Source organism: Amycolatopsis sp. NPDC003861 (genome assembly GCF_053605405.1).
The window spans coordinates 1-6,047 of record NZ_JBSGJD010000388.1; the positions used below are offsets into that span (position 1 = coordinate 1).

5 protein-coding genes are annotated in these 6,047 nt (G+C 68.4%); 1 reads left to right on the top strand and 4 read right to left on the bottom strand.

The annotated features are described in order from the left end of the window. Positions 1-198: 198 nt before the first annotated feature. The 4 genes from ACWEVN_RS45695 to sdhC are packed head-to-tail and all read right to left on the bottom strand — an operon-like array spanning position 199 to position 3,608. Positions 199-975 (bottom strand): succinate dehydrogenase iron-sulfur subunit, encoded by a 777-nt coding sequence (locus ACWEVN_RS45695; protein ID WP_449687343.1) that lies wholly within the window; start codon positions 973-975, stop codon positions 199-201. Beyond that, positions 975-2,729, bottom strand: a complete 1,755-nt coding sequence (sdhA, locus tag ACWEVN_RS45700) for a succinate dehydrogenase flavoprotein subunit (RefSeq protein WP_449687344.1) — start codon at positions 2,727-2,729, stop codon at positions 975-977. Before sdhA ends, ACWEVN_RS45695 begins: the two co-directional genes overlap by 1 nt. A gap of 20 nt (positions 2,730-2,749) precedes the next feature. Then, complete coding sequence (locus ACWEVN_RS45705) at positions 2,750-3,163, bottom strand: succinate dehydrogenase hydrophobic membrane anchor subunit (protein WP_003064185.1); 414 nt, start codon at positions 3,161-3,163, stop codon at positions 2,750-2,752. Between the two features lies 1 nt (position 3,164). Next, positions 3,165-3,608, bottom strand: a complete 444-nt coding sequence (gene sdhC / locus ACWEVN_RS45710; protein WP_310971104.1) for a succinate dehydrogenase, cytochrome b556 subunit — start codon at positions 3,606-3,608, stop codon at positions 3,165-3,167. A 396-nt stretch (positions 3,609-4,004) separates the two neighbouring features. On the opposite strand from sdhC, the gene ACWEVN_RS45715 reads away from it, so the two are divergent. After that, complete coding sequence (locus ACWEVN_RS45715; protein ID WP_452055440.1) at positions 4,005-5,996, top strand: NPCBM/NEW2 domain-containing protein; 1,992 nt, start codon at positions 4,005-4,007, stop codon at positions 5,994-5,996. The last annotated feature ends 51 nt before the right edge of the window (positions 5,997-6,047 follow it).

The window sequence follows — 6,047 nt, forward strand, 5'->3', positions numbered from 1 at the left end:
GTCGCCCGGGTGTGTCAAGGCGGGAAAGCGTGCCTTGACACACCCGGTCGCCGACTGAAGGGATAGCTGGGATGAGGGGCGGGGGAGGTCTGGTGACGTCGTTGGCCGGCTCGCGCCCCCGGCCGCCGGTCCGCACCTGGTCCGAGAAAAGCAAAAGACCCCCCGGCAAGCCTTGCCGGAGGGCCTATTGCCTACCACTCAAACGCGCTTGAACAGCAGCGCCCTCTTCACTTCCTGGATTGCCTTCGTCACCTGGATTCCCCTGGGGCAGGCGTCCGTGCAGTTGAACGTCGTGCGGCAGCGCCAGACGCCCTCGCCGTCGTTCAGGATGTCCAGGCGCTCCTCCGATCCCTCGTCACGCGAATCGAAGATGAACCTGTGGGCGTTGACGATCGCCGCCGGGCCGAAGTACGAGCCGTCGTTCCAGTACACCGGGCAGGACGATGTGCAGCACGCGCACAAGATGCACTTCGTCGTGTCGTCGAAGCGGTCGCGGTCCGCCTGGGACTGGATGCGCTCGCGGGTCGGCTCGTTGCCGTACGTGATCAGGTACGGCTTGATCGCCCGGTAGGCCTCGAAGAACGGGTCCATGTCGACGTAGAGGTCCTTCAACGTCGTCAGGCCCTTGATCGGGGCGATCGTGATCGTGGTCTTCTTGCCGTCCTTCTGGAGGAGGTCCTTCATCAGGACCTTGCAGGCCAGGCGGTTGATGCCGTTGATCTGCATCGCGTCGGACCCGCACACGCCGTGCGCGCACGAGCGGCGGAACGAGAACGTCCCGTCGATGTAGTCCTTCACGTAGAACAGCAGGTTCAGCAGCCGGTCGGTGCGCTGGGCCGGGACGTCGTAGGACTCCCAGTGCGGCTCCGAATCGACCTCCGGGTTGAACCGGAGGATCTTCAGCGTGACCGTGATCGGCGTGTGGTCCGAGTCGGAAGACGAGGAAGAAGCGGGAGCTTCGGCAACGCTAGTCATCAGTACTTCCGCTCCATCGGCTCGTAGCGGGTGAAGGTGACCGGCTTGTAGTCCAGCCGGATGTCGGACGTCAGCTCGGCGCCCTGCTTGTAGGCCATGGTGTGCCGCATGAAGTTCGTGTCGTCGCGGTTCGGGTAGTCCTCACGCGCGTGGCCGCCGCGGGACTCCTTGCGCGCCAGCGCGCCCACGACCAGGACCTCGGCCAGCTCCAGCAGGAAGCCCAGCTCGACGGCTTCGAGCAGGTCGGTGTTGTACCGCTTGCCCTTGTCCGACACGGTGATCCGCTGGTACCGCTCCTTGAGCGCCTGGACGTCGGTCAGCGCCTGCTTCAGCGTGTCCTCGGTCCGGTACACCGACGCGTGCGAGTCCATCGTCTGCTGCATTTCCTTGCGGATGTCGGCGACGCGCTCGTCGCCGTGCTCCGACAGCAGGCCCGCCAGCTGCTCTTCGACGAGCTTGGTCGGGTCCGAAGGCAGCTCGACGTGCTCGTGCGCCAGCGCGTACTCCGCGGCCGCGATGCCGGCGCGGCGGCCGAACACGTTGATGTCCAGCAGCGAGTTCGTGCCCAGGCGGTTGGAGCCGTGCACGGACACGCACGCGACCTCGCCCGCCGCGTAGAGGCCGGGGATGACGTTCTCGTTGTCCCGCAACGCCTCGCCGTGGATGTTGGTCGGGATGCCGCCCATCACGTAGTGGCAGGTCGGGAAGACCGGCACCGGCTCCTTCACCGGGTCGACGCCCAGGTAGGTCCGGGAGAACTCCATGATGTCCGGGAGCTTCGCGTTGAGCGTCTCCTCGGGGATGTGCGTGACGTCCAGGACGACGTAGTCCTTGTTCGGGCCGCAACCCCGGCCCTGCAGCACTTCCTGCACCATCGAGCGCGCCACGATGTCGCGCGGCGCGAGGTCCTTGATGGTGGGGGCGTAGCGCTCCATGAACCGCTCGCCGGAGGCGTTGCGCAGGATCCCGCCCTCGCCGCGGACGGCTTCGGAGATCAGGATGCCCAGGCCCGCGAGGCCGGTCGGGTGGAACTGGAAGAACTCCATGTCCTCCAGGGGGAGGCCCTTGCGGAAGATGATGCCGAGGCCGTCACCGGTGAGGGTGTGCGCGTTCGACGTCGTCTTGAAGATCTTGCCCGCGCCGCCGGTGGCGAACACGATCGACTTCGCCTGGAAGACGTGCAGCTCGCCGGTGGCCAGCTCGTAGGCGACGACGCCGGAGGCGATCGGGTTGCCGTTCTCGTCCGGGCTGGTGACCAGGTCGAGCACGTAGAACTCGTTGAAGAACTCCGTGCCGTACTTGACGCAGTTCTGGTACAGCGTCTGCAGGATCATGTGACCGGTGCGGTCCGCGGCGTAGCAGGCGCGGCGGACCGCGGCCTTGCCGTGGTCACGCGTGTGCCCGCCGAAGCGGCGCTGGTCGATCTTGCCTTCGGGCGTGCGGTTGAACGGCAGGCCCATCTTCTCGAGGTCGAGGACCGCGTCGATGGCCTCCTTCGCCATGATCTCGGCGGCGTCCTGGTCGACCAGGTAGTCGCCGCCCTTGATCGTGTCGAAGGTGTGCCACTCCCAGTTGTCCTCTTCGACGTTCGCCAGCGCGGCGCACATGCCGCCCTGGGCCGCGCCGGTGTGGGACCGGGTCGGGTAGAGCTTGGTGAGGACCGCGGTGCGGGCGCGCTGGCCGGACTCGATGGCCGCGCGCATGCCGGCGCCGCCGGCGCCGACGATCACCACGTCGTACTTGTGGAACTGCATGGTGGGAGCTCTCCGGGGCTTCAGTTCGCGGGCATGTTCGGGTCGAAGGTGAAGATCACCATCGTGCCGACGGCCAGGATCAGCACCATCGAGACGTACAGCAGGATCTTCAGCCAGAACCGCGTGCTGTCCTTGCGCGCGTAGTCGTCGATGATCGTGCGCAGGCCGTTGCCGCCGTGGATCTCGGCGAGCCAGAGCATGGCCAGGTCCCAGAACTGCCAGAACGGCGAGGCCCAGCGGCCGGCGACGAAGCCCCAGTTGATCCGGTGCACCCCGCCGTCGAGGATGTTCATGATCAGCAGGTGGCCGAGCACCAGGATGACCAGAGCCAGCCCGGAGATCCGCATGAACAGCCAGCTGTAGAGCTCGAAGTTGCTCCGGCGCGCGGCCGGGCGCTTCGGGGTGCGGGGGTTGGCGAGCGCGAGGTCGGCCATGTCAGTTACCCCCGAAGAGCGTCTCGGCGGTGCGCTTCAGCATGAAGAACGCACCGGGGACCATCACGACGACCCAGACGACGCCGATGACCCACGTCATCGCCTTCTGCAGCTGCGGGCCCTTCGACCAGAAGTCGACCAGCATGACCCGGATGCCGTTCAGCGCGTGGAACAGCACCGCGCCGACCAGGCCCACCTCCAGGAGGTTGACGATCGGCGTCTTGTAGGTCTCGATGACCTGGTCGTAGGTGTTCGGCGACACGCGCACCAGCGCGGTGTCGAGCACGTGCACGAACAGGAAGAAGAATGTGAGCACGCCGGTGATGCGGTGCAGGACCCAGGACCACATGCCGGGGTCGCCCCGGTAGAAGGTCCCCTGCCGGCGTGAGGCACCCGCCCGATCGCTCGCCCCTGCCGCTGTGGCAGTGCTCGCCGTGGTGGACATCGGTGAACGGCCTCCAACGTCTGACTGTGCGCCCGGTGGCCGGTGAGGTCCGCTGCCCGCCGCGGGAACGGCGGCCGTGCCGAGATCAACGTCATCGAGCCTGGATGAATCGGATGCTAGACCCGCACCCGGAACGCGGCTCACCTCCGGGTTCCCCTCTGTGATGGACCAGACACCGGCACTCCCGCGCCGCCACCCGGCGGTGTGGTGCAGCGCACTCGGTCGCGCGACGGCTTCCGGTGTCCCACCCACCGGTCATCTGACCTCTATGGGATCTGATATCTGATGCGCTAAGCCGAACGGCTGGTGATATCCGTGTGTCATTGACCAACCGTGCTGCCGTCCCTAGCGTCGCTCGGGTAAACATCGGATCTCTCACGATGGGGTGACGTTCTGGTGCGACGACTCGGCCTGGTGATCGCCGTCGCGGCTCTGCTGCCCGTGGTGTCGGTCACGCCCGCGCAAGCGCTGCCCGACGGACTGGCGCCGACCCCGCCGATGGGCTTCAACAACTGGAACACCACCGGCTGCGCCGTGGACGAGCAGCTGATCCGCGACACCGCCGACATCTTCGTCGACAAAGGACTCAAAGCAGCCGGGTACGAGTACGTCAACGTCGACGACTGCTGGGCCGAGCCGGAGCGCGACGCCGACGGGCGCATGCAGGCGAACAAGGCCCGGTTCCCCGGCGGCATCAAGGCGCTGGCCGACTACGTCCACGCGAAGGGGCTGAAGTTCGGCATCTACACCAGCGCGGGCACGCTGACCTGCGCGAAGACCCAGCCGGGCGCACTCGACCACGAGGATGTCGACGCGCAGACGTTCGCGGACTGGGGCGTCGACTACCTCAAGTACGACAACTGCAACAACCAGGGCCGGCCCGCTCTCGAGCGGTACACGAAGATGCGCGACGCGCTGAGGAAGGCCGGTCGCCCGATCGTGTACTCGCTGTGCGAGTGGGGCGAGAACAAGCCGTGGACGTGGGGCGCCGATGTCGGGCACCTGTGGCGGACCACCGGCGACATCAAGGACAACTGGGCCAAGATGCTCCAGATCCTCAAGGCGAACGCGCCGCTCGCGCCCTACGCCGGGCCGGGGCACTGGAACGATCCCGACATGCTCGAGGTCGGCAACGGCGGGATGACGACCGAGGAGTACCGCTCGCACTTCTCGCTGTGGGCGATGATGGCCGCGCCGCTGCTGATCGGGGCCGACCTGCGCAAGGTGTCGGCGGCGAACTTCGACGTCCTGCGCAACACCGAGGTCATCGCGCTCGACCAGGACCGCCACGGCGTCCAGGCCCGCGTGCTGTCCAACCAGGACGGACGCTGGGTGTTCGCCAAGCCCCTCGCCGACGGTGACGTCGCGATCGCGCTGTTCAACGAGACGACGTCGAGCGCCACGATCGGCACCACCGCGGCCGCGGCCGGGCTGCCCCGATCCGCGGGCTACACGGCGCGGGACCTGTGGGCCCACCGCGACCTCCAGACGGCGGGCCGGCTGTCCGCGGTCGTCCCGCCGCACGCGACGGTCGTCTACCGGGTCCACGCGGGCGGCGCGTGGTGGCGGAACGCGCCGCTGGTGAGCACGGGCATCGAATTGGCCGCGCCGGCGCCGGGTGTCCCGGGCGAGCTCACGCCGGCCGGGCAGCCCTTCGAGGTCACGGTGTCGGCGACCGACGAAGCCCGCGTCCCGGTGTTCGACCCGCGGGTGACGCTCACCGCGCCGGCGGGCTGGCGCGTCGAGCAGGTGGCGCGGCCGCGGGCCGTCGTGCTCGGCACCGGCGAGACGGCGGCCGGGCGCTGGCGGGTGACTCCGCCGGCCGGGACCGAGGGCACGACGGCGGTGCTGCGCGGCGGCGTCACCTATCGCACGGCCGGGTTCGGGCAGGTCACCTGGTCCGGTGAACAGCAGCTGACCGTGCCCGCGGCACCGCCCACGACGCCGGCGTGGGCGAGCGACCTGCGCTGGGCGGCGGAGAAGAACGGCTACGGCCCGGTCGAGCGAGACATGTCCAACGGCAGCATCCCGGCGGGCGACGGCAAGCCGCTGACCGTCAACGGCGTGGTGTACCCGAAGGGCCTGGGAGCGCACGCGCCGAGTGAAGTCGTGTTCTACCTGGGCGGGCGCTGCACGCAGTTCACCGCGGACGTCGGCGTCGACGACGAGCGCGAGGCGACGAACAAGCAGGGCTCGGCCACGTTCGAGGTCTACGCCGACGGCGTGAAGGCGGCGGCGACCGGTGTCCGGACGTGGCAGGACCCGGCGATCCCGCTGGCGGCGGACCTCCACGGCGCGAAGTACCTGCGGCTGGTCGTCACCGACGGCGGGGACGGGAACTCGTACGACCGCAGCGACTGGGCCGCCGCCCGCCTCACCTGCGCCTGACCGGCTCGTGAGTGGAAAGGAGGGTTCTAACCCTCCTTTCCACTCACGAGC

Excerpts from the sequence above, each read along its gene's own strand:
- ACWEVN_RS45695 (WP_449687343.1), bottom strand. The coding sequence starts at position 975 with ATGACTAGCGTTGCCGAAGCTCCCGCTTCTTCCTCGTCTTCCGACTCG.
- sdhC (WP_310971104.1), bottom strand. The coding sequence starts at position 3,608 with ATGTCCACCACGGCGAGCACTGCCACAGCGGCAGGGGCGAGCGATCGG.
- sdhA (WP_449687344.1), bottom strand. The coding sequence starts at position 2,729 with ATGCAGTTCCACAAGTACGACGTGGTGATCGTCGGCGCCGGCGGCGCC.
- ACWEVN_RS45705 (WP_003064185.1), bottom strand. The coding sequence starts at position 3,163 with ATGGCCGACCTCGCGCTCGCCAACCCCCGCACCCCGAAGCGCCCGGCC.